Origin of the sequence: Bradymonas sediminis (assembly GCF_003258315.1) — a bacterium.
GTDB classification, from domain to species: domain Bacteria; phylum Myxococcota_A; class Bradymonadia; order Bradymonadales; family Bradymonadaceae; genus Bradymonas; species Bradymonas sediminis.
Genome location: NZ_CP030032.1, coordinates 1209989 through 1233019, shown reverse-complemented (window position 1 = coordinate 1233019; position 23031 = coordinate 1209989). Strand labels below are relative to the sequence as shown.

Below are 23031 nucleotides of genomic sequence, written 5' to 3'. Positions count from 1 at the left end.
TCGATCAAAAAAGCGCGGCCCACGACAATCGTGGGCCGCGCTTTTTTGATGCCACAAGCACTGTGTTTTAGAAGCTCCAGGACGCGCCGACGCGCAGCTCGGGGAGGATGCGCAGCTCGGAGCTCACCGGCGTCAGGTCCGCGCCGACCTCGGCGCGAAGGCGCATCGACTCGCCGACCTTCGGCATCACGCCGATGCTCGGGCGCAGCTCGAATCGCGAGCCGTTGTCGAGCCAATGCTTCCAGCCCGCGCCGATGCCGATATACGGCGAGGCGACGTTCTCAAAGATCCCCGCCATGCCCTGGGCGCGGGCGCTAAAGCCAAGCTCGGTCGTCGCGTCAGAATGGAGCGACATGCCCACGCGGGCTTCGGCCGCAAAATAACGCGTCGGGACCAGGCCGAAGCCGACCTCAAGGGATGCGCCAGGGACCGGGAAGTCGTCGCCCCAATAGGGGTCAAAGCCGACCACGTCGTAGCCCAGCATCGCGCTGATCAAATACTCGGCGGGCTTAACCTGCGGCGCCACCGGGGTTGGCGTGGGCGCGGCTGCGTCGGCCGGCTCAACCTCGAGGTCGAGCGCCGACAGGCGGGTATCCTCGTAGAAGACACCGATCTTCGAGGCGCCCAACTCGGCGTCTTCGCGCGGCGAGATGGTCAAGCGCATCGTGGTCTCGTTGAGCTTCTCGGCCTTAAGCGCCACACCTTCGCTGCCCTCAAGGCGCACGCTCGACGGCAAGCGCGGGCTAAACTGCAGGTCGACGGCCTTCGCGTCGCCGCGGCGCACCGCGACGTCGAAGCTCGACGCGTCCAAGATATCAACCTCGGGCTCAACCGCTTGAACGGTCATCTCAACCTGCGCTTCCTCGTCCTTACAGTTGATCTTATTCTCCCCAATTTTTCGCAGGCTAACAAGCTCCTCGAACGCGCCGTCACCGACCTGACAGGTCATCCCGCGCGGCGCTTTAAAGGACGCGCCGAGCAAAAATGTCCGGGCCTTCGCGTCGATGATCTGGCTGGGGTTTACGCCCATCTGATAGACCCGAAGTCGGCGAAGCTCCGACGGGATGCTCTCGAATTCGGACTTATCAATCGCCACGATCGACACATAATAGCGCCCCGGCGGAAGCTCCTGCATCTGCAGGGCCTGGGTGGTGGCGGGCACGCGTTTGGAGAAGAGCACGTCGAGTTGGCGACGGCCGCGCGAAATCTCGACATAGAACGCCTCGGCGTTCTTGACCGGATTCCAGGTCGCGTTGACCGTGGCGCTGCCGCCGGTGAAGGTCAGCGCGCTGGGCGAGAAGGTGTCGCCCCAGGTCGGCGTCGCGGGCAACGGGCGCGGCTTCTCGGGGCGCTTTCCGCGCTTGACGCGCGTCCCATGCCCGGCCTTCACCGACACCGCCCCGCTGCCGTCGGGCGCGGTCACGCGCGCCGCCGAACCGGAGTGATTGGCAATGCGCGACTCGCCGTCTTCGACGGTGACCTGGGCTTTGCCGGACTTAAATTCGGCCTTCGCGTCCGGCGTGCTGACGTCCATCGGCGCGCCCGAAAGCCCCGAAAGCGCGGTCTTTAGCCGTCCTTTATCGACATGCGCGCGGCGCCCAATCCGGCGCTCCGCCTTGTCCTTGGACGGCCCGTAAATGACGACCAGGGTGTTTTCCTGCATCTGAATTTCGGACTCGTCACGAAAACCAAGCTCCGCGCGGGCGCGCGAAAGCGTGTTGACGCGCCACGCCTCAAAGAGGCCCGCGCCGACGTCCACCGGGTCCCACTCAGCCTTGGGCGGCTTCGCGCGAACCTCGCCGGTGCGCGCCATGAGCTGGGCCTCGGGCTGGTCGGGCAACACCGGCAGGCGCAGCTTCATCCCCGGCCGACAGGCGTAGCCGTCTTTGCTCAGGTCGTTATAGTCGTGGATATGATTATAGGCGCGCGCGTCCCCGTAGAACTTCGCCGCGATCGACGTGCAAGTATCCCCGGGGGCCACGGTATAAGAGACAAAGGATTCCTGCGCGAAAGCCGGCGCCGCCGTGCCCAAAGCCAGGCAAATCAACGCACTATTTATCCAATACTTCATTTTAATCCTCGTCTTCGTCGCGAATTATCAAGGCGATCCGCCTTGCGCATCATTTCATCAATTTCGCCGCGTACCGCTAAATCCTGCACGCCAAGCTTCAACAGGCGCACCGCCCCCTCAATCGAGTTCGGGTCGGCCACGCTCATCGTTGTATATTTCTGAGCAATCTCACGGGTGACCGCCTCGGGGGCGAGCGCCAGGACCACATGATAGGGCTGGCCGGCGACCCATTCTCTGGGCTCCCAACCGCTCATATGCGCGGCCACGCGCAGCTCATCGGAGATCGAGCCGATCACACCGAGCACGCGGGTGGCCTGCTTGGCCACTCCGGTGGCGGCACCGACCAGGGTGTCCGCGCCCGCGATGGCGGCCTCGCCGGCGGCCGCGGTCACCGCGCGTTGGGCGCGTGGTTGCAACAAGCGCATCGGGCGCCCGCGCCCGCGCATCGACTCACTGGCGAGCATCTTGCGCAAAAAGGTCGCGGCCTCAAACGCGCTGGGGCGCGCGTCGGGCGACTTCGATAGCATCGATAACACAAAATTATCGAGGGTCGCCGGCACCGCCGAGTCGGGCGCCTTCACCCGAATGCTCTGCGCCGGCACGAAGACATGCGCGTTGAGCAGCGCCAACACCGTATCGCCCTCCACCACCGGCTCGCCGCATAATAACTCGTAGAGCACGCAGCCCATCGAATAGATATCACTGGGCGGGCCGAGGCTGCGCGACGCGCTCGCCTGCTCCGGCGACAGATACAGCGGGGTGCCTGCCAGGGTTCCGTCCCGGGTCATGCGACTCAGGTCTTCGTCCGAGGCGATAAACGCCAGGCCGAAGTCGACCAGCGTCGCCAGCGGGCCCTCTTCGGTCTCGGTGATAAAGATGTTCTCGGGCTTGATATCCCGATGCACCAGCCCCATCTCATGGGTCACCGTGAGCACATCGCATATTTGCTCGGCGATGATGAGGGCGCGGCGCATCTCCAGCGCGCCGTCGCCAAGCTCATCGTCGAGCGGGTGCCCCTCCAAAAACTCCATCGCGATATAGAGCGCGCCGTTGTGCTCGCCGTGGTCATAGACCGTCACCGCGTTGGGGTGGTCGAGCCGCGACATGACGCGGGCTTCGCGGGTAAAGCGCACCCGGAACTCGGAGTCCTCGCCGAGATCGGCCGAGCGCAGCACCTTGACCGCGACCCGCCGGTCCAGCCCCTTATGGTGGGCCTCAAAGACCACGCCCATGCCGCCTTCGCCGATCTGACCGACGATCTCATATTTGCCGTCGAGCAACTCGCCGGGTTGTAATAATGGCTTGCTCAAAACATCACCTCATAGAGAATGACTTCTTCTCCGCCGACGCTGAGTAATTCGGTGGAAGCCCGACGAAATTCGAAGCGCTCTCCGACCGCGGCCGCCAGCTGCGAGCTGACCAGGACCTGATTCTCATGAGCCAGGGCCTCCAGGCGCGCGGCGCGGTTCACGGCCTTGCCGATCGCGGTATATTCCATGCGCGTCGCCGAGCCGACGTTGCCCACGATGGCCTCGCCGCTGTGCAGGCCCATGGCCAATTTGATCTCGATGCCGAACTCGCGCATCCAGCGGCGGTTGGCAAATTCGATGAGCCGCGAGATCTGCTCGGCGGCCTCCAGAGCGTGCAGCGCCTGGTCGGCGTCCTCGCGCGGCGCGCCCCAAAACGCCATGACGCAGTCGCCGATGAATTTATCGACCGTACCGCCATGCTCGAAGATGATGGTGGTGATGATCGTAAAGAGCTCGTTGAGCACCGTCACCACGACCTCCGGCGAGTGGTTCTCGCACAGCGGCGTGAAGCGCACGACGTCGGCGAAGAGCACCGTGATCGGTTGGCGCGTGCCGCCCAGGCTCATCGGTTGCTCGCGGCGCACGACGTTCTCGACCAGGTCTTCGGGCAGATAGCGCCCGAGGTCCGCGCGAATTTCGATCTCTCGAGCGACCTTCTCCTCGCCCGCCTTGAGCTCGACCGCCGCGGCGTTGAGCGTCCGGGCGACCAGTCCAATCTCATCGTTGGTGCTGACCTCAACCCGCTCATCGAAGGCGCGCGCGCCGAGTCGCTGGGTGAACGCGACGACCGCTTTGAGCGGGCGGGTGATGCGCGACGCGAAGATAAGCGCCATCAAAAACGCCAGGAGCGCCGCCACGCCGGTGCCAATGCCCACGATCCAGCGCATCCGAATCAGCGAGGCATAGGCCTCGTCGATGGGCACCTCGACGCGCGCCAACCAGGGCAGCGAGCCCAGCGGGCGCGCCGACTCGAGGACCGGGCGCTGCGGGTGCTCGCCGGACTGAGCCACGCCCTTGTCGATCATCGTGGCGATCGACGCCAGCACGCCTTCGGCCGGCATCACCTGGCCGATCTCCTCTTCTTCACTGGAGAGAATCACCCGGCGATCGGTGTCCAGCACGTCCACGCGCGAGCGCACCGAGAGCTGGTGGTCGCCGATCCAATCGGTGCGCTTTTGCGCCTGGGCCAGCGAGATACGGGCGCGCAAAAAACCGGTAATCTTGCCGGCCTCCGGGCGCAGCGCGATGGTCATCTCCACGCTGGAGCGCCCGTCGGATTCGAAGCGCAAGCTATCGACGACCAGCGTCTCATTGCCGGCCTTTTTAGCGATCGCGGCGTCGATGGCCTCGGCGGCAAAGCCCTCATCACCCTTGTTGATCTGGGTGATATAATCACCGCCCTGCGAATAAATCGCGACGGTCTCCACCAGCGGGTTGGCCTCCACGAGCGCCACCGCGATCTCGATGCGGTTGCCCTCGGCGATGTCGGGGTTGGTCAAGATCTGCTGAATGCTGAGCAGCGCGGTATGCGCGTCGGCCAGCGATGACTCGATGGTCGCCGCGATATCGTCGGCGATCGACAGGCGCATCTCGCGGTTCTGGGTCTCCAGCGTCGAGGCGTTGACCTCCATCAGGCCAAAGCCGACCGCGATCGCCGGGACGATGGCCAAAAAGCCGCCAAATAACAGGAGTTTAAGACGCAGTGAAAAGCGAATCGTTGGGCGCGTTGCGCTCATTTATCCACCTTATCTTCGCTGTCGCCGCGCTCGATGATGTGGAACTCGACGCGGCGGTTATCGCTGCGTCCCTGCTCGGTCTCGTTGTCGGCGATGGGGTGCGACTCGCCGTAGCCACGCGCCGACAAGCGACGCGCTTCGATGCCGCGCTTGATAAGATATTCTTTCACTGAGACCGCGCGCTGCTGAGACAACTCGAGGTTCTTATCTTCGTCGCCGCGGGAGTCGGTATGCCCCAGAATGCGCAGCATCACGATGTCGGGGTTCGACTTCACCACGGCCGCGACCTGATTGAGCACCGAGTGACTCTGGGCTTTAATCGTCGCGCGCGCGGTGTCGAAATGCACCCGCTCCAGAATCTCAATGCGGTCTCCGACCAGGCGCACCGAACTCTCGTCCTCATCGGGGCAGCCGTCCTCATCATCGACGCCGTTAAAGGTCTCAGGGTCGTCGGGGCAGGCGTCGAGCACGTCCGGAATCCCGTCGCCGTCCGAGTCAATCAGCGCCTCGTCGACCGCACCACCGCCATCGAGCACGATGTCGGTCTTCGCGTCGGCGGAACCCGGGCCATCGGCCGCGCCGTCCTGGGCGAAGGAGTCGACGCAACCCTCGGCGGCGGTCTCATCAGAGCATCGCTGCGTGACAAGCGGCTCGGACACCGGGGCCTCAATAAACTCGGGCTGCGGCGCATAGCTTAAGGACGCCAGCGCCCGGAAATTCGGCTGGCCGTAGCCCCCGGCAATCGCCCCGCCCAAGCCAAAGCTACTGCTCAAACCCGTGTCGCCCCAATGAACCAGGGCGCCGCCAAGATATCCGGCGCTCACCGACCTCTCGGCCTCGGCCAGGGCCTCCCAGCGGCCGAAGGCGCTCGCCCGCAGCTCCAGCACATCCCGAATCACCTGGACCTGAGCGGCGCCCCGGAAATCCAACCGGTCATCGGTCGCAAGCTCGGCGCTTCGGCGCTCGGCCTCAAACGCCCAACCGATATTGCCGGCGATTCGCCACGGGTACGCCCCGCCGCCCTGATAATCCACGATCACCGCGGCCAGCGCGGCCGGGTCCGGCCCAGATTGATAATACGCCTGGTCCGAGGTCGGCAGATAACCGGTCACCTGGGCGGCGAGTCCAAACCCGTCGGCCTGATAGATCTGAGCGCGCACCGACGCACGCGCGTCCGCCAGGTCCACCGTATTGGGCGTCTCAAAGCCCGCGAACTCCTCGCCGTTTTGATAGAGCACGATCGGCAAGACAAAGCCCAACTCGACGCGTTCGAAAAGACCGAGCCCGAGGCCGACGTCCAATTTAAGTTGATCTTTAAGAAGCCGCGCGGCTACCTCACCGCTGTCGCGGTCCTGAAGCTGTACCGGATTGCGCGCATAATGCCCGACGACGCTGAGGTTCGGGCTCAAATGAGGCGCGATATCGCTGGTCGCGGTCGACCAAATCGCGGTCGCCTCGACCGCCTGTGGCTCGAAGGTCTCCGAGGCCGGCGCTGGCGCCTGGGCCAAGGCCGTCGCCGGCGCCCCAACCAAAAGGGTCGCCACGACTGCGCGCGACAAAACCGAAGTCAATCCTTTACTATCTATCACAACAAACACTCTCTTTTGGTGCGCCTAATCTCTTCGCCATCAATCATTAACGAGAAGGACATCGGGCTCCCAACAAATTATAAAGGCATCATACGCAAAACACCGTATATACGCTGCCCCAACTTGATGCAATTTCGGATGAAATATGGCAACCTGTGTTTTGATGAGCCTTCGCGCTCGAACCACTAAATTTAGATCACCCCACTACACGAACGTCTTGTTCACCTCTTAGCTAACCGGTTCAACTACCTCATGAATAAATTAATTTGGATTGTGGATGACGACCTGGTTCAACGACAGATTATCCGCGAAATTCTGACCCAGGAAGGGTTTGAGACCCGCGAATTCGACGGCCCCAATGGCGTCGTCGAAGCCCTCTCGAATCCCCCGGCGCTTATCCTTTTGGATGTGCGCATGCCACATAAAAAAGGCACCCAGCTCTGCGGCGAAATCCGCGGCAACTCTGACGTGCCGATTATCTTCGTCTCCTCGGCCAACGACCCGGTTGATCGCGTGGTGGGCCTTGAGCTTGGCGCCGATGATTATATTAATAAGCCCTTTCACCCCAAGGAGTTAGCTGCGCGCGTACACGCGCTCCTTCGGCGCACGTCGGTCGAGAGCCAAAGCAGCGCGGCCCCCCGCGAAGGTGTGATTAAGGTGGGCACCCTGAGCTTGGACCCGGTCGAGATGACCGTCGACTTCGCGGGCGAAGAGCTCTCGCTGACCAAGACCGAATTCCGCCTGCTCCAGACCTTTATGGAGCAGCCCGGCAAGGTTTTTACGCGCCAAGAACTCATGAAGGGTGCCTATGACGGCACCCGTGTGAGTCGAAAGACAATCGACAGCCATATTCGCCGGCTGCGCTCAAACTTCGCCGATTATGATATCGACCCGCTGCGCACCGTGCGGGGCGTCGGCTACGCCCTGATCATTGAGGCATTGGAAGAAGGCGCCGAGGTGAGCGAATAAAGCGCGCACCATATCCGCGCCCTCTTCCGTGAAATGCAGCGATCACTCGTCGGGCGACACGCACATCCCCTCGTTACACGCGTCCGCGCGCATTTGCTCGCGGCGCAACTGAACGCCCTTGAGCGCCTCCAAGAAAGTCTCCGGCGGCTGAGCGCCCGAGATGCCAACCTCGCCGTCGATCAAGATAAATGGCACGCCCTTGACCCCGATGCGTCGGGCGCGCTCAATATCGGCGCGCACGTCTTCGGCGTAGGTGTCACTGTCGAGCACTTCGGCCAGCTTGGCGGTGTCCAACCCGGCCTCACCCGCGATTTTGAGCAACTCGTCGCGCTCGGCGACCGCGCGCCCTTCCACAAAATACGCCCGCATCAGGCGTTCTTTCACGTCATTCTGGACGCCCTCGGCCAGCGCGAAATGCAGGACGCGATGGGCGTCAAAGGTGTTGCCGGTCTTGGCGCTCGAGAAGTCGAAATCCAATCCTTCGGCAGCCGCAGCCTGGGTAACCTGAGCGAGCATCTGTTTTGCACGCTCCGCGCTCATCCCATATTTCGCGGCCAACATATCTTCCATCGACCCGGGCACTCGGCGCGGGGCGTCGGGCGACAATTCGAAGCTGCGATAGATGACGTCAATATCTTCATCAAACTTCTCTAGCGCGCTCTCGAACCGGCGTTTTCCGATATAACACCACGGGCATACCACGTCGGACCAGATCTCAACTTTCATAAAACCTCCTGAATAAAATATAATGAACTCCCCCCAACCACTCCTTTAGATGCACCGATTCCCAAAACGTTTCTTGTTCGTGACAAATCCCCCAAATATCTTGCCGGGCGAAGCGCAGAGTTGAACCTTAGGGGCGACACGCATAGGTTGAACGGGCGCTGGCGCCAGCACGCCCGGCGAAGAACGATGCATCATGGGAGCGCGGGACGCTTCGATTTTCTTCAGGATCTAGAAACGCATGAACAATTTCATCGCCACCACTCGCCTGTTGATCTTGAGCGCCGCGCGCAGCGTGTTTAGCCACCGAATGAAGAGCCTGATCGTCGGCTTTATCCTGATGTTCGGCACGGCGCTCTTGGTGCTCGGCACATCCCTCTTGGACAGCGTCGAGCACTCGATGCAAAAGACCGTTACCGAGAGCCTCGCCGGCCACCTGCAGGTCTATTCCTCCGAGGCCGAGAACCAACTCGCGCTCTTCGGCGACGTCTTTTTTGGCGGCGATGATATCGGCGAAATCGAGGACTTCGCCAAGGTGCGCGAGGCGATTGAGGGGCTCGACAATGTGAAGGCCGTGGTGCCGATGGGCATGACCCAGGCGCGCTTCGTGATGGGTAACCGCATCGACGCGGTCATCTCGGAGCTGCGCGACGCGGTTGACCAGGCGGGCCAAAGCGATGATTGGAGCGAGGTCGACGCGCTGGCGGACCAGGTGCGCGGGATGGCCGAAGACCTCAAGGCCGAGAATGTGGCCCGCCTCGACATCGCCTCGGACCCGACGGTCTATCAGGCGCATATCGACGCCCTGGACCGCGTGCTCTCCGATGACTTCTGGCAGCGAGAAATGCGCGCCGAACCCCGCGAAGCACTCCTATACCTCGACACCGAAATGGCCCCGCTGGCCAATGACGGCAACCTCGTCTTTATGCGCGTGATGGGCACCGACCCACAAAAATTCGCCACCTATTTCGATCGTTTCCGCATCGTCCGCGGCGAGATGATTCCAGAGGGCCAGCATGGCGTATTGGTCAGCGAGCAGGCCTATGACCGCTGGCTTAAAAACCCGGTCGCGCGCCGCATGGACCGCCTCGAGCACGAGCTCAACTATAACGAGCGCACCCTCGCCACCGACACCGTCTTGCAGAGCGCGGTCAAACGCCTCACCCGCCAGTGGCGCCAGGTGATCTTCGGGTTGCCGCCCGAAGACGTCGCGCGCATCACCCAGCGCATCCAGCGCTTTATGAAGTCGGACACCGACGATAACGAAGCATTGATCACAAGTTTTTTGGAGGTCACCGACGATAACTTCGACGCCCGCTACGCCTTCTTCTACGCCGAAATTGCGCCGCTGATGCGCCTCTATGAGTTTAAGGTCGGCGAGTTGATCACCCTGCAGGCGTTTACCGCGCAGGGCTTTCCGCAGTCGGCCAACGTGAAGGTATGGGGAACCTTTGAGTTTAAGGGGCTCGAAGATTCGGATATGGCAGGCTCGGTCAACATCATCGACCTGCCGACCTTTCGCCGGCTCTACGGCGTGATGACCCCCGAAGCGCGCGCAGAATTAGAGGCCATCCGCGCCGAGGTTGGCGTGGCGGATATCCGCCGCGACGACGCGGAAGGCGCGCTCTTTGGCGGCGATGACTCGGTGATGGATGACTTCGGGTTCGACGACGCCGAGCCCTTCGCCGAGGCCGACGAAGAGGTCCCAGCGCAGACCCCGCCCGGTGAGTTGCCCGCCGAAAACACCCCCGCCGCGGACCCGCCGCAGGTCGACGCGCCGAGCGCAGATGAGCCGATTGAATTGGCCGACAATAACACCTATGACCCGGCCCAACTCTCGGGAGGCCTCGCCCGTAACGCCGCGATTATCCTGAAGAATCCGATGCTCCTCGAAGAGTCGCGCGCAGCGATCCAGGAGCTCAATCGCGAGCAAGGCCTCGGCCTCAACGTGCTCGACTGGCAGGAAGCCGCGGGCATCGTCGGGCAATTTGTCATCGTGATTCGCCTGGTCCTCTATGTCGCCATCGGCATCATCTTTTTGGTCGCCCTGGTCATCATCAATAACTCGATGGTCATGGCCACCGTCGAGCGCACCAGTGAGATCGGCACCATGCGCGCCATCGGCGCCCAGCGCTGGTATGTCATGGCGCTCTTCTTGCTCGAGACGCTCATCCTCGGGCTGATCTCGGGCCTCATCGGCTGCGCGCTCGGGGCCGGGACCATTCTCTTATTCAACACGATTGGCATCCCGGCGACGACCGACTTCCTGCGCTTTCTCTTCGCCGGCGACCGCCTTTACCCGACCCTGAGCGCGGGTAATATGTTCTGGGCCCTCTTCGCCATCTTGCTCGTCAGCCTGCTGTCGACGCTCTACCCGGCGCGCATGGCCACCCGGATTCAGCCCATCGTCGCGATGCGCCAATAGGCCAATGGGGCGCGCCAAACATCGACTCGGAGCCCCAAATCACCCGCGCATTGACGCTTGCCTGCGCCGACACTCGGCACTAGTGTCGGCGCGAATTCGTGCAAAGAAATTGTCAACAATAAGGAATCCAATGATTGAAACTACGATGATGGCCCATCGTTTTTGTCTGCTGATCGTGTTGCTCATCTTTATGCTCTCGGGCTGTTCAACGCCGCCAGAGACCACCATCGAGACCAACGGTCCGCTGACCGAAGCGCCGGCGCCGGCGCCCTTCACCGACAGCGATATTATCCCCATCGGTACAAGCCCGACCCTCGGGCCGGACACCGCGCTGGTGACGGTCGTCGTGTTCACCGACTTGCAATGCCCCTTCTGCAAGCGCGGCGCCGACACGATGACCCAATTGCTCGAGAAATACCCGGCCGATGTGCGGGTGGTGCTCAAGCATATGCCCCTGCCGATGCACGCGCAGGCGCGCGAAGCGGCCTACGCGGTGGTCGCCGCCGCCGAGCAGGGCAAGGCCTGGGAGATGCACGATCTGCTCTTCGAAAACCAACGCGAAATGCGCTCACACGCCGGTGATATGCGTCGGTGGACCACCCAACTGGCCGAGAGCATCGGCCTGGATCGCGTCAAGTTTCAGGCGTCCCTGGACGACGTCAACACCGCCCTGGCCGTCGAAGGCGACGTGTTGACCGCCAAGGACCTCGGCGTACGCGGAACACCTCATTTCTTCGTCAACGGCGAGCGAATTTCGGGGGCGCAGCCGATCGTTAAATTCGAGCAGGTGATCGACGAGCAACTGGCCATCGCCAGGGCACTCATCGAAGAGGGAACGAATCGCCAGGATATCTATCGAGAGGCCGTCGCCCTCAATCATATGCCCCCGGAGCCCAAGCCCACAGCCCGCGCGCCCAAGGCCGCGTCAGTGGCATACGTGCCGGTCGACGCCAACGACCCGGTCCTCGGCAATGCCAAGGACCCGCTGGTCACGATTGTGGCCTTCTCGGACTTCCAATGTCCCTTCTGCAAAAAAGTCACGCCCACCATCGCGCAGCTCGAGGACGCATACGGCGACAAGATTCGCGTGGTCTTTAAGCAACTCCCGCTGGCCTTTCACCGCGAGGCCAAACCTGCAGCCCGCGCCGCATTGGCCGCCCACGCGCAGGGAAAATTCTGGGAGATGCACGACCTGCTCTTCGAGAGACAGGCAGAGTTTCGCGATCATAGCGACGACTTCGAGGCGTTCGCCACTGGGTTGGCCAACGAGTTGAACCTGGATGTCGCGAAGTTCAAAAAAGCCTATCACTCCGAGAGCGTCGAGGCGCAGATTGAGCGCGACATCGCACTCGCCGCTAAGGTCGGCTCTCGCGGCACTCCCTACTTTTGGATCAACGGCGTCAATCTTCGCGGCGCTCAGCCCTTCGCCGCGTTCAAAATAGCGGTGGACGCGCAGATCGAGCAGGCGCAGAAGATCAAGGCCGAGCAAAAGCTCTCGGGCGACGCGCTTTACGAGGCCGCGGTCAAATATAATAAGGAAAACATCGCTGCGCCCGAGCCCGCCAAAGCCCCCGCCGCGGACGTCATCGACCTCAAAGACCTCGCCCTGGGCGATGCGCCCGTGATGGGCCCCGAGGATGCCCCGGTCACCGTCGTGATGTTCTCCGATTTCGAATGCCCCTATTGCAAGCGCGGCCACGCCCACCTCACCCAGGCCATGGCCAAATATGACGGACAGGTGAAGGTCGCATTTAAGCACTACCCGCTCCCCTTCCATCGCAACGCAAAGGCCGCCGCCAAGGCCGCGCTGGCCGCCGGCGAACAGGGTAAATTCTGGGAGATGCACGACTTGATCTTTTCGGACCAGCAAAGCCTTCGCCAAAGCGAAATCTACCGTGAGTACGCCGAGCAGCTCGGCCTGGACCTCGAGAAGTTCGAGGCGGATTTGAGCAGCCCTGCGTACGACACGATCATCGAGAAGGATATGGCTCAGGGCGCCAATATTGGCGTGCGCGGAACGCCTGCCTTCTTCATCAACGGTCGCCGCTTTTTAGGCGCGCAACCCGTCGAGAATTTCGAGGCCGCGATCGAAAAGGCATTGGAAGAGGCGAAATAAGCCTGCACACGCCCAGCAGCGCTTTAGATGCACAGAAGGCCCGCGATCGTCGACGATTCGCGGGCCTTCTTGCGTGCGCAGATACGCCGCTCGCGCTCCCTGCCTTGGCCTTCGCGCGCGCTGCGCCCAACTTGATGAAGGCTGCCGGGCGGAGTAACGTCGGCGAGGCTTCGTCAACAGGAGTGCGATGCGCCTCCTGCAGAATCACCGCAACCCAAACGCTGCGACAAACGGACCACCATGCCTTTACGCACGCTCTTTACCATCGCGCTCCGCAACCTGCTCAAGGCGGGGCGGCGGACGTTTCTTTTGATGGTCGCCATCGCCAGCGTCACCGTGCTCCTGGTGATGATGATGGCGCTGACCGAGGGCATTCGCACAAGCGTCGTCCACTCGGCCACGGTGCTGGTGTCCGGGCATATCAACGTCGCCGGGTTCTATAAGGCGACGCCGTCGGATATGGAGCCCATCGTCCTCGACGCGCCCGAGATCAAGAAGATCGTCGAGGAGAATGTCCCCAACCTGACCAGCGTGGTCGACCGCACCCAGGGCATCGCGCGGGTGATCAGCGCCACCGACACCATCCAGACGCTGCTGATGGGCGTGGATATTAGCGAGGAGACCGCGTTTCGCGAGGTCGTGCGCCTGGCCCCGGAGTCGGCCTATAAAGAAGGCGGCTCCGACGAAATATTGGGCGATATCACACAGCTTGGCGAGCCCAATACCGCGCTGATTTTCGCCAGCCAGGCGCGCAGCCTGGGCGTGGGCGTGGGCGACCCGCTCACCGTGCGCGCGCAGACGCTCGAGGGCGTGGCGAACACCGCCGACGTCACCGTCATCGCCATCGCCGAGGACATCGGCCTGTTGAGCACCTTCGCCCTCTTCTTGCCCAAAGAAACCCTGCGCACCCTCTACCAATTCAACGCCACCACCACCGGCATGGTGATGGGTTATCTGAAGAACCCAAACGACGCCTCCGACGCCCTGGGCGCCGCGCGCATCGCGCTGCAGGAGGCCGGATTTGAGGTCATGGACCATAGTGACCGCCCGTTCTTCGCCAAATTCCAGCAGGTGCGCGGCGAGGACTGGACCGGCCAGAAGCTCGACCTGACGACCTGGCAGGACCAGATCTCTTTTCTTAACCTCATCCTCACCGCCATCAACACCGTGTCGTTCTTTTTGATCGTGGTGCTCGGGGTCATCATCGGCGTCGGCATGATCAACACGATGCTGATGTCGGTGCGCGAGCGCACCGGCGAGATCGGAACCCTGCGCGCGATGGGAATGCCGAGGGGTCATATTTTGGTTCTCTTTATGCTTGAGGCGATGGTCCTGGGCTTCGCGGCGGCGACCCTCGGCGGGCTCGTCGGTGCCGCGGCGGCGACCGCGCTGGACGCCGCGCAGATTCACATCCCCGTCGAGGCGGTCCAGGCGATCTTGCTCAGCGACACCCTGCATATGAGCGTGGCCGCCGACCAGGCCATCTTGGCGGTTATCGCCATCACGCTCTTCAGCGGTTTCGCCGCGTTCTGGCCCTCTTTGAAGGCGGCGCGCATGCAACCCGTGGACGCGATTCGACACGCAGATTAATTCGGCTTCACCCACTGACTAGGATTTCAAAATGAACGCAGCTCGTTATTCTGGCCTCTCGATCGCCTCGCGGCTCGGCGTCTTCTTTTCGATTCTATTGCTGAGCCAGGCGGCCTTCGCCCAGGCGACGCCTGAGAAGCCTAGCGCAGCCGACGCCGCGAAGACCGCGCCCAAGGACGCGGCCAAAACACTCTCCGATAAGGAGATGCTCGAATTGCTCGAGGAGCTCGACCGCCGCCAGCACAGCGCCGGCGACTACGAGGCCCAGGTCTATATCGACCAGCGCGAGAAGGACAAAAGCGCCCTGCTCTACGAGGCGACCATCTACCGGCGCGACGCCGAGAATAAGATGATCATCCTCTTCGAGAAGCCGCGCTCCGAGGCCGGCAAAGGCTACCTTCGCATCGACAAAAACCTCTTTATGTACGACCCCAATGTCGGCAAATGGGAGCGACGCACCGAGCGCGAGCGCATCGGCGGCACCGGCTCACAGCGCAGCGACTTCGACGAGTGGGAGCTCGCCAAAAAGTTCGTCCCGAGCTTTGTGGGCGTTGAGAAGCTCGGTAAATTTGAGGTCCATCACCTCAAGCTTAAGGCCAAAGACCGCAACGATGTCGCCTACCCGATTATCGAATTATGGCTCGACACCAAGAGCAAAAACGTGCTGAAGCAGCAAGAATTCGCGCTGTCTGGACGCCTGATGCGCACCACCTATTACCCCAAGTGGAGCCGCCTCAAGAGCGAAGAGAAGAAGGACTGGGTCTACTTCCCAAAAGAGATCCGCATCTTCGATGAGGTCGAGAAGGGCAACCGCACCACCATCGTCTTCCGCGACGTCGCGCTTAAGCCGCTGCCCGGTAATATCTTCACCAAAGCATGGCTCGAGAGCAAAAGCCGCTGACCCACCGGACACCCTCTAAATAAAGCCGCAGCCCATTGATATTATTGCCAATTTGCGGCCTCAACCCATAGGTATCCCTCGTGACTCGCCCCGCCCTGAGCAGACTATTTTTCGTCAGCATTTGCGCTGCGCTGACGCCCTGGGCGACGCCCGCCCAGGCGCAGGATTCGAGCATCGAGGCGCGCGAAGCCGCGATGTTCGGCGAGCCCGAGGACGAAGCGGATGAGGCCGAGGAAGAAGTGGATGAGGATGTAGAGGACGATAACGCGGAAGATTTCGAAATGGACGCCATCGACGCGCGTGAGGCGGCGATCTTCGGCGCCGATGATTCAGACCCCATCGAAGAGCGCGAGGCGTCCATATTCGGCGGGGATGAAGGCGGCGCAATACCCTCGGCCCAGGTGGCCAGCGAGCCGTCGAGCAGTCAGTTGGGCGACGAACTCTCGGCGCGCCTGGCCGCGCGCGAGGCGCAATCACTCGACATCGGCGGGAGCCTATTTAGCCAGCTCTATTATACGGTGCTCGACAGCGGCGACCCGGCCGAATTCCCACTGACCCAGCCCAACTTATTTGACGTCTACCTGGACGCTCGTCCAAGCAACCGACTGCGCGTCTACGCCGACGCGCGCCTAACCTATATACCGACGACCTCGGCCGAGGCAGGCGTCGGCGGCACGGGCACCGGCGCGCCGAGCACCAACCCATTCGGGGCTGGCGCCGAGGCGCTACGCGCCGAACTCGACCAGTTATGGATAAAATTCGACCTCGCCCGCACTATTTACGTCACCGCCGGCCGCCAGCACCTTCGCTGGGGGGTCGGGCGCTTCTGGTATCCCAACGACTTCCTCTTCGAGCAGCGGCGCGACCCGCTGGCCCTGGTCGACGCGCGCACCGGCGTAGATCTTCTAAAGCTCCATCTTCCGATTGAGTCCAAGGGATGGAATTTCTACGCGATCGCGAACCTCGGAGGGGCTGACTCGCCGAAGACGGTCGGCGCCGCAGGGCGCGCGGAACTCCTGCTCGGCACCACCGAAGTGGGGCTGTCTGCCGCCGCCCAAAAAGACAAGCCCACGCAACTCGGCGCGGACATCTCGAGCGCCCTGGGGTGGTTCGACCTGCGCGCCGCCGCGACCCTATTGCATAATGTCGAGACACCGTTCTTTCGCGGAGACTCAAACTTCACCCAATTCGAGCGGATTGACCTCGATAATATCGCCGAGTTGCAAATACCGGAGCGCTACTCGCGCGCCGACGATTGGATCCCGCGCGCCCTGGTCGGCGCCGAAGTCGGTATTCCTATCCTCGAGGAGGACACGATCTATGTGGGGGCCGAGTATTTTTTCAATGGCGCCGGTTATTCCGACGCCGATCTCTACCCCTGGATGATCCTCAACGGAGCGTTTCGCCCGCTTTATTCGGGCCGCCATTATGCGGCGTTCTACGCTCTGGCACCGAGCCCCGGGGATTGGAACGACACAACATTTACCTTCTCGACGCTGGGAAACCTGAGTGATCTCTCGTTCCTGAGCCGCCTGGACTATAGCGTCAGAGTGCTCTCCTACATGCGCGTTTTCGCTTACACATCAATCACTTACGGCAAACCCGGCGAGTTTAGACTTGGCTTGCGCGTGCCCTCGATATCGTCCGATGTGTTGGACGCGGCGGCGGCGAGCGGCCAATTCGGAGTGCCCCCGGGCGTGGCGCTCGACGACGGGTTTCCAGGCCTATTGGTGCCCGCAACACGCGCGATGATTGGCGGCGGGCTGAGCCTAAATTTCTAATCCATCCCCCTCAACCGACCCGCGCAGGGTTGCATCTGCGCCGAGTCCGTGCGAATGCTGCGCTTGCAGGATCAGTGGAATAGCGCTTTGATTGACAATAAGATCGAGGATTTCTACTATCCGCTGAACTTTTGATATTACGCAAAAGTGTCGAAGCCATTTAGTTTGGAGTGGAGTTGACTCCGCATGTTTATCGGAGATGATACATTCGTTTAAAATAAAGTCTGCCGATATAGTTATCCTAATTTATTGAATAGGGAGTTTATGATGAAGTCTTCGCTTAAAATGTTCTGTGTCCTCTTGATGTCCGCTGGTCTCATGATTCCGGCTTGTAAAAAGCAGGAAGAGGCCGTCGACGAAGAAGCTGCTGTCGAAGTCGCCGCCGAAGAAGAAGCTGCTGAAGAAGAAGCCGAAGAAGAGGCTGAAGAGGAAGCAGAAGAAGCTGCTGAAGAAGCTGACGTCGAAGAAGCCGCTGAAGGCGACGCCGGTGAAGCCGCTGAAGAAGGCGACGCAACCGCTGAAGCCGAAGGCGAAGAGAAAGCCGCTGAAGCGAAAAAGCCGGCTCCGAAGCCCGCTACGCCGGCACACGTCGGTCGCCTCAAAGGCAGCGTTGGCGCCATCGGCCTGCAGGACGGCGCTGTTGAGCTCGTCGTCACCAGCAAATACGACGTCACGGGAACGCTCACCGGTAAGAGCGAAGGCAACAACATCCGCGTTCCCTTCCGTGGCAAGCTGTCGAAAGACAACAAAATCACCGCTGAAGGCAAAGCTGGCAAATCGTCCGTCAAAGTCACGGGTGAAGTGCGCAAAGGCGCTGCAAGCGTTCAGTTCAACGGTTCGCTCCTCGGCAAACCGTTCAAAAGCCAGACGACCGTCAAATAATCACGGTCCGAAGTCGCAACGTGCGCGGGCTTTAAGCTAGCCCCTCGCACGCGTCCAACGGTTTTAGCGGGCGCGCCCTTTGATAGGGCGCGCCCGCTTTTTTTATGCCTTCTGCCCCCCGCCCTCCCATCGCGTTGATCCGGCGTTTAGATTTCCCCTCGCCGGCTATTATACGCGTGCGCGCGTTCGAAAATTATTCAACGAAATGGGTGGACCAAATGCTTGAGAATCCCTCCGAAGACGGCGCGCCCGCGCGCCGGCTGGGCATGTTCGGATGCCTGGCGCTCTATCTGCCGGTCGCGATGTTTTGCATCTATTGCGCGGATCGCGGCCAAATATCGTCCCCGCTCAACGCCACATCCCTGAACGCGGCGCCTCCGACGGCGCTGTCGGCCCCTGCATTCCTAACCCAGCGGGAGACCCGCGCGCTGTGGCTATGGGACGAAACGCCCAGCAGCCAGGCGATCATTGAGAACCGGGAGGGCGCGCAGGATGCGTTGCTCGACTTCCTCGCGGCGCCCCACGGAGCGCCGAAGCGCAATATAAACCGACTCTTCTTCGCGGCGCAGGGCCACGCGCCCGGTGACCCGCTCAAAGCAGCGCAACCCGTTCAATACAATCCGCTGGTCGGCGAGGACGCGCGCCCGCACCTGCAGCGCCTTCTTGGCCGACTGAGCGCGCAGGGCGTCGCCACGGAGTTGCTGGCGGGCCAGGCGATCTGGCTGGCGAGCGATGAGCTCGCGCAGATCCCCGTTCAACGCTGTCGCGAGACGGTCGCCTTCAATTTGGCCAGCGAAGACCCGAAGGCGCGCTTCGCCGGGGTACACCTCGATATTGAGCCTCACACAATTACCCGCGGCCCCTGGGCCGGACAATGGTGGCAACATCGCCTGCCCCGCGGCTATAACGCCGAATGGACGCAGCGCTGGAAAGAAATCCTGACCTCCTGCCGCCAAATCCTGGACGATTACCAGGCTCAGACAGGCCAGCGCCTTACGCTCTCGAGCGATATCGGCAGCGACTTCGCGCGGTATAATCAGCCGATGCGCAAGTTCCTGAACCGCGCAGATGGTCCTCTCGACTATCTTGTTGTGCTCAATTATTTCGACACACGCAAAAATCAGCGCGGCCAACCCATGTTCGTCGATGGGGCGCACGATGGCGAGCAAATCGTGGGTGGGGTGAGGCAAAATCTGGCGCTCTGGAGCCAGGTGCCGGTGCTCATCGGGGTTGAAACCGGCCCGGAGTCTATCGCGCCGGACCCGACTTCATTTTATCAGGAGGGTTATCAAATCATGCACCAGACGCTCGACACCCTCCTGGTCGAGCAGGCCTCTGCGCGGCTCATCGGCGTGGCGATTCACCACTACGCGCCCGATGCCTACCGAGATATGAAGCCCTGAGGGGCCCCATATCTCGGCGAACGGTTAAGACTAGTCTCTCAAAATCTGCGGCGAGCCGGCGACGATAACCGCAATCGCGTCGATATCGAGCTTCTCCAGACGAACGCTCTCGAGCAGACGCTCGTAGAGCTCGATTTGCAACGCCGCCTCGCAATTGTCGGGGTCGTCGCTGCGCGCGACCTGCGTGCGCAAGAAGGCCATCTCTTCGGCGATGTCATCGCCAAGCTCGGCCACGGCCCCGTCGACCAGGCCCTCGCGTTCCGCCGCGAGGTTGGTCGAGGCGAGCAACACGGCGCTATTGAGAGTCTCGCGAAAGCGCGCGACATCTTCGATGGCCTGGATAAAGAGTTCGTATTCGATCTTCTGGTCGGCCTCGGGGCCCTGATAATTGCCCTCAATGCGCTGAAGCAGCGCGCGGTCTTGGACCAATTTCGGCTGGCGACGCCCCTTGAGATCGATCTCGACCGACACCGAGAGCGCCTCGGGCCAGAGGTGTCGATACGCCCGGTTAATAAGCCCCTGCGGCATATCGAGCCCTTCCCATGCGCTTCGGTCCAGGCGCGCCGCGAAGACGATATTCAGGAACGTCTTGCCGCGGTTCTCGGGCCCCAGACGACGCGCGAAGACGGTGCTTCGCCCGTCCTGATGCTCTTGGGCGTCGTATAACTCCATGCCGCTGACGAACCCCGGAGCGGGCAGCGCGTTGCCGACCATCGCGTCTTCGACCAGCGCGTCCACGAATTGATGGCCCGGGCCAAAGAACTCCAGCCCCTCGCTGCGAAGCGCCCGCTTTCGGCTAAATGTGCCGGTGTGCATCCCGACCTGCTCCTCGGGCAAGAGGATATCGACGTCTTCGGGGCCGACCGGATACCCTGCCAGCGCACGTCGAACGTTGGCCCAATGCCATTTAAAATCGAACGCGCCCGGCCCGCCGGAATGGTCCTGAATCCCGAGCATACGGGCCCAGTGGCGCACCGGCAGCGAATCGGCGATTCCGTCAACAAATTCAAGCAGTTCGCAAAACTCAGCATCCTCTTCGAGGAGTCGGTCGCTGGGGTCAAAGATCGCCTGGTAGGCGGCGGTCGCCGGGGCCACCTCATCGGACGAAAGCGTTTGAAGCAGGCTCTCGCGGAGAAGCTCGATCACCTCTTCGAGTTCTTCGGGTCCGCCGGATGCGGCGCGGCCGAGTCGCAGGTCAACATCAGCGATCGTATATTCATGCGCCAACGAGGCCGTACTATAGAGCTCCAGGTCCTCTGCATAAAGTTGGTGTAAGAGTTGTTCGTGACGCGAAGGGCCGACGAGGACAACCGATTGAATCGGCGATTCCTGCGCACGTCCGACCGTATCGACCTGTGAAATACGGCGCTCGACCCGGGTCGCAGACCAGGGCTGGGTGAGATGAATGATGACATCTGCAACCGAGATGTCACGGCCCTGCGCGCCAGTCTCCTCGCAAACGAGGACGCGACAATCGCGGTCGTAGCCGAAGCACTCCACGGCCTCATTCTGGACGTCATTGGCCATGCCGCTGTGAATCATCTCAACGCGGGCTTCGCCGAATTGATTTCGGAAGAACTCGCAGGCATCGCGGACCATCTCGGCCGAGGCACAATAGACGACCATCTTGGGAGATACGCGCTGTTTCTGCTCCTCCGCCTCGTCATCATCTGACGGGGAGTCGGCCGAACTTCCTTCGGCCAGGCGTGCCTCCATCCAACCTGCGGCGGCTTGAAAGCGCGCGCACCCGCTGGCCGAATCCGCGTGCCATTGCCCCACCAGGCTCATCGCGTCGACGATCCAGACAATCTCTTCGGGCAGCGCGCCGGCTCCCGCGATGACCTTTTCGCGGAAAAGTCGCTCCTCACGCGGGCCCAAATCCATATCGAGGATATCGAAGATGGCCAGGTCCTGATGGGCCTTGCCGGCGGTGGTGTCGAGGGCGTCGAGGCGCGCCTCGAGCATGCTAAAGAAGCGATCCGGCGAGCCCGCGGCGGCCTGATAATAATACCCGCGAAGGGCCATTTGAAGCGGGTCCAAGGGGCTCGCCGGCGGCAGCGATTGCAGATGCTCGACCAGCGCCTGCTCGCTCGAATCAGGGGTATAGTTGAGGGTCTCGACGCTGCGTTCGCTCCAGAAGACGTCCTGGCTCTCGAGGTGCTCGCGCCGCGTGCGCACCACGCGGGGCTCGAGGCGATAATTGCGCTGCAGATAGCCAACCAACTGCCCGAGCGCGTCGAGGTCGGCGTCGCGAACCTCGTCGGCTTTCTCAACCACGAACTCATCGTCGCCGAGCAGCGCGACGAGCGCATCGGCGACCTCCGAAGCCTGGGCCTCGTCCAGCGCGTCCTCGTCCTCCGAGGCGCGCAGAAGATCGCGGGCCCGCAGGGTGGCGCTCCAAACCTCACTCAACGCGTCGATGCGCGCCTGCGGATCTTCGACATCCCCATCGACCGACTCCCCGTGAAGAATCGACAGAATCGGCTCCCAGGCGCGCGCATCAGCCTGCTCGGGCAAGGCGCCGAGCAACAGGAGGTTCGTCATATTCGCGCTATATTCTCTGAGGCATTGGGTAATCGGGTCCTGCGCGCGTAAACGATGGATATCGTCGATGATCACAAGATCCCAGATATCGCCGAGGACCAGCTCGCCCAGCAGCTCCGGATATTGCTGGAAGCAAGTCATCGACATGATAAGGCGCTGATTCTGGCTAATCGCGCCCCAGCGGTCCTGTGGGTTCAGGTCAAGATGCGAGGCGTCGATGCGCACAAAATCGCGGTTGCCGAATCGTAGCTCCAGCTCACTTTGCCAGCGATGCGTGCGGCGTCCCGGGGCGATCACCAACACGCGCAGCGCGCCGTCGGCCGCGCACATGCGCTGATAGACCATGGCCGCCTCAAAGAGGCGCGCCTGGACATCTTCGTCGGCCAGAAAATAGCGGCAGGTGCCGTCCCACAGGACTCGGCGTACCGCGTGTGCGTGGTGCAAGGCCGGCTGAATACGCGCGCCGATGGTGCTGGGAAGCCCCTCGGAATCCTCGTACCAACCCGACACCATGCGGTGCATATCCCAGCGCGAAAAGAATCGAAACGGCCCGCGCCAATGCAGCGCGCCGAGGGCGTCGACCGGCGAAGAGGTCGCCGGGGCCAGCGGGGCCACCTGCGACTCAAGCAACTCCTCTTCCAGCCCGTGCTGGCGCACCACATAGCTGCACAGGTCTCGCGGCGTCTCCGGCCACTTCACCCGGGTAATCTCGGCCTCGCTGGCGCGCGCGCCCTTCTGCACCCGAACCCGCGTGCCGGGAATCAGCGGCTGGCGCACGATGTCAGTATGCGCCAGGCGCACGTCTTGGACGTCTTCCGAGTTCTCGAAAATAACGCGGGCGAAGCCTCCCTCCAATTCGCTGAGGATGCGCCCCGAGCCAAGCTCGGGTGCTTTTCGATTTCGAATCAACGCGCCAACAGGAATCACAGTCATATATATTACGAGGCTAAAAGGTAAAATTATCCATCACGGCCACTGGCTGGCCATGACG

At 62.0% G+C, this 23031-nt stretch carries 14 protein-coding genes; 8 read left to right on the top strand and 6 right to left on the bottom strand.

All coding sequences use genetic code 11. The features are described 5' to 3' along the window. Positions 1-67 precede the first annotated feature (67 nt). The 4 genes from DN745_RS04610 to DN745_RS04595 are packed head-to-tail and all read right to left on the bottom strand — an operon-like array spanning position 68 to position 6661. Positions 68-2071 (bottom strand): FecR domain-containing protein, encoded by a 2004-nt coding sequence (locus DN745_RS04610; RefSeq protein WP_111332586.1) that lies wholly within the window; start codon positions 2069-2071, stop codon positions 68-70. Next, positions 2068-3381, bottom strand: a complete 1314-nt coding sequence (locus DN745_RS04605; protein WP_111332585.1) for a serine/threonine-protein kinase — start codon at positions 3379-3381, stop codon at positions 2068-2070. Before DN745_RS04605 ends, DN745_RS04610 begins: the two co-directional genes overlap by 4 nt. After that, positions 3378-5117 (bottom strand): adenylate/guanylate cyclase domain-containing protein, encoded by a 1740-nt coding sequence (locus DN745_RS04600; protein WP_111332583.1) that lies wholly within the window; start codon positions 5115-5117, stop codon positions 3378-3380. Before DN745_RS04600 ends, DN745_RS04605 begins: the two co-directional genes overlap by 4 nt. After that, the gene (locus tag DN745_RS04595) at positions 5114-6661 is read right to left on the bottom strand and encodes an OmpA family protein (protein ID WP_111332581.1); all 1548 of its coding nucleotides are present in this window, start codon (positions 6659-6661) and stop codon (positions 5114-5116) included. Before DN745_RS04595 ends, DN745_RS04600 begins: the two co-directional genes overlap by 4 nt. 297 nt (positions 6662-6958) lie before the next feature. Here DN745_RS04595 and DN745_RS04590 point away from each other — a divergent pair, with 297 nt between their 5' ends. Further along, a complete protein-coding gene (locus tag DN745_RS04590) occupies positions 6959-7675 on the top strand; it encodes a response regulator transcription factor (protein ID WP_111332579.1) in 717 nt (238 codons plus the stop codon). 42 nt (positions 7676-7717) lie between these two features. Here the strand turns inward: DN745_RS04590 and DN745_RS04585 are convergent, their stop codons facing one another. Next, positions 7718-8401, bottom strand: a complete 684-nt coding sequence (locus tag DN745_RS04585; RefSeq protein WP_111332578.1) for a DsbA family oxidoreductase — start codon at positions 8399-8401, stop codon at positions 7718-7720. A gap of 238 nt (positions 8402-8639) precedes the next feature. On the opposite strand from DN745_RS04585, the gene DN745_RS04580 reads away from it, so the two are divergent. The 7 genes from DN745_RS04580 to DN745_RS04550 all read left to right on the top strand — a co-directional run bounded on the left by DN745_RS04580 (position 8640) and on the right by DN745_RS04550 (position 19496). Continuing rightward, a complete protein-coding gene (locus DN745_RS04580) occupies positions 8640-10823 on the top strand; it encodes an ABC transporter permease (protein ID WP_111332576.1) in 2184 nt (727 codons plus the stop codon). 130 nt (positions 10824-10953) lie between these two features. Then, the gene (locus DN745_RS04575) at positions 10954-12939 is read left to right on the top strand and encodes a thioredoxin domain-containing protein (protein WP_162687450.1); all 1986 of its coding nucleotides are present in this window, start codon (positions 10954-10956) and stop codon (positions 12937-12939) included. Between the two features lie 240 nt (positions 12940-13179). Next, positions 13180-14529: an ABC transporter permease gene (locus tag DN745_RS04570; RefSeq protein WP_111332573.1), complete on the top strand. Its 1350-nt coding sequence runs from the start codon at positions 13180-13182 to the stop codon at positions 14527-14529. Positions 14530-14560: 31 nt separating this feature from the next. Beyond that, positions 14561-15430 (top strand): outer membrane lipoprotein-sorting protein, encoded by an 870-nt coding sequence (locus DN745_RS04565; RefSeq protein WP_111332572.1) that lies wholly within the window; start codon positions 14561-14563, stop codon positions 15428-15430. Between the two features lie 80 nt (positions 15431-15510). Next, complete coding sequence (locus tag DN745_RS04560; protein WP_111332570.1) at positions 15511-17211, top strand: hypothetical protein; 1701 nt, start codon at positions 15511-15513, stop codon at positions 17209-17211. A gap of 264 nt (positions 17212-17475) precedes the next feature. After that, positions 17476-18093 (top strand): hypothetical protein, encoded by a 618-nt coding sequence (locus tag DN745_RS04555; RefSeq protein ID WP_133622112.1) that lies wholly within the window; start codon positions 17476-17478, stop codon positions 18091-18093. Between the two features lie 218 nt (positions 18094-18311). Then, positions 18312-19496 (top strand): hypothetical protein, encoded by a 1185-nt coding sequence (locus DN745_RS04550; protein WP_133622113.1) that lies wholly within the window; start codon positions 18312-18314, stop codon positions 19494-19496. A 30-nt stretch (positions 19497-19526) separates the two neighbouring features. On the opposite strand, the gene DN745_RS04545 is transcribed toward DN745_RS04550, so the two are convergent. Further along, a complete protein-coding gene (locus DN745_RS04545; protein ID WP_111332565.1) occupies positions 19527-22973 on the bottom strand; it encodes a DEAD/DEAH box helicase in 3447 nt (1148 codons plus the stop codon). Positions 22974-23031: the final 58 nt, after the last annotated feature.